Source organism: Sphingopyxis sp. HIX, assembly GCF_001468285.1.
Lineage (GTDB): Bacteria > Pseudomonadota > Alphaproteobacteria > Sphingomonadales > Sphingomonadaceae > Sphingopyxis.
In genome coordinates this window covers 1-1,988 of record NZ_LNSB01000086.1, presented here as the reverse complement: position 1 = coordinate 1,988, position 1,988 = coordinate 1, and the positions used below count along the sequence as shown (strand labels likewise).

Annotated in this window: 1 protein-coding gene; it reads right to left on the bottom strand. The window is 68.7% G+C overall.

Translation table 11 applies throughout. The annotated features are described in order from the left end of the window. Positions 1–90: 90 nt before the first annotated feature. A complete protein-coding gene (locus ATE62_RS23485; RefSeq protein ID WP_058818622.1) occupies positions 91–1,812 on the bottom strand; it encodes a hypothetical protein in 1,722 nt (573 codons plus the stop codon). Between the last annotated feature and the right edge of the window lie 176 nt (positions 1,813–1,988).

The following is a 1,988-nucleotide window of genomic DNA, read 5'->3' as shown; positions in this document are numbered from 1 at the left end:
ACCATGCTTCGCATGGTCCCCCTCCCCATCGCTTCGCGACAGGGAGGATTAGGAAAGTCCGCTCCCCACCCCGAAGCGGTCGCTGTCCTCTCAGAACTTGAACCGCCCCGAGCCCCCCATATACACGCGGAACCCCAGCGACACCGACCAGTCGATGGCGTCGCGGGTGACGAGCCCGCTCGTCCCGCCCGCCAGGACGAAGTCGCCATTGGGCGGGTTCAGGATCTGGGCGCGGTCGCTGGAATAGGCGGCGCGCGCGGCGAGGAACAGCTCGGCGCGGGCGCTCCCGTCGGGCTTGGGGTCGCCGAGGTTGAGGATGATCTGGCCGCGGATCGTCCCGGTATAGCCCACCCCGCTCCTGCCGTCCTCGACCAACCGCGTGTAGCTGCGATCGTCGAGCGGACCGAAATTCTGGTCGATCGTCTCCAGCGACTTCAGGTCGAAATCGTAATAATAGACGCTGGCCTCGGCGCCGATCAGGAAACGCGCGATATTGCCGATCGGAACCTCAGCCTTCGCGCCGGCCAGCAAATGCAGCTCGCGCTCGTCGACATCCTGTTCGAGCAGCTGGTTCGCGATCACCGGCGTGGTGATCGACACCTCGCCCGCATGGTCGCGGTCGCGGATCACGCCTTCGATCCCGTAAAAGATGTCGAAGGGGTCCTTCGGCTTGGCGTGCGGGAAGGCGCTGCGGCGGACACCGCCCCGGAACTCCTTGAAGGCAGTCTCTTCGGCCGCCGACAGCGGCACCCGGCCCGCAATGCCGGTGCTGCCGCCCGGCGATTCGGCGCTGTACGGGAAGCCCTGCGCCGTGCCGACCTCGCCGGCGGGCAGGTCGACGCTGCTCCGCGCGTCGCCCTCGCTGTAGCGCAAGACGAGGTCGCCAACGGTCGCGAAGCTCGCAATGCCCTCGACGAAGATCGCCTGGGTGCGCCGCTGGCCGGTCAGCGCCGCGACTTCGGGCGTCGGGACCGGTCCGTCGCGGACGAAGCCGTAATTGGTGCCCGGGATTGCCATCTCGCCGATCCCGACGCTGACCATGACGCTGTTGCCGATGCGGTCGAGCGCGGCCGCCTCGTTGCGCTCCTTTTCCATCTTCCGCTCGCGCTCGACGACGTCGAAGTGCGACTGCTGCCGCGCGACCTCGTTGATCTCGTCCTGCGTCAGCCCCTGCGCCGGCGCCGCGGCGACCGGCTGCGCCGCGGGCGGAGGGGGAGGCGGTGCCGGCGCCGCCGACCGCGGCGGATCGGCCACGACGCGCGCGCCCGGATCGAGCACGATCGCCCCCGGCGGCAGCGGCGGCCCCGGATCATAGGTCATCGACGGCCCTTCATAGGGCTGGCTGGGCGCGATCCCGTCGCGCATCACCGCCTTCGGCTCGGGCACCACCGGCGGCGGCGGTGGTGGTGGAGGAGGCGGTGGCGGCGGAGGCGGCGGCGAGGTCGGCGGACCGCCCGGCGGGCAGGGATAGGCGCGCTCCTGCGCCAGCGCCTGGCGATAGGCGGCGAGATCGTCCTTCGAAATCTCGTCCTTCCGCCGTTCGACCTCTTGGTAGAGGCTATTGAGATTGCTGAGCCGCCGCTCGCACCAGCCATCGATCAGTTCCTGCCGCGTTTCGCGATAGGCGCGCAGCCGGTCGTTCGTCATTTCGCCGATACGATCGCTGAAATCCTCGAACGGATTATAGCCCCGCTGCGAAAACGGATCGACCTCATAGCCGCTGTACCGCCCCTGCCCCTGCGCGGGCGTCGCCGTCACGCCAATGAAGACCGAACAGCCGAGAAGTGCCGCGCGAAAATATCGTGGTGCCATGATCGCCCCCTGTTGCCTGAACGGGACGATCCTGACCGCGCGGGGAAGAGCCCGCATGATGCGAACATACTATGCGCGGGGAAAAATGTAGGCGGCGGCTTTGGGGTGGGGAGCGGCCGTCCTTAATCCTCCCTGCGGCGAAGCCGTGGGGAGGGGGACCGCCGAAGGCGGTGGAG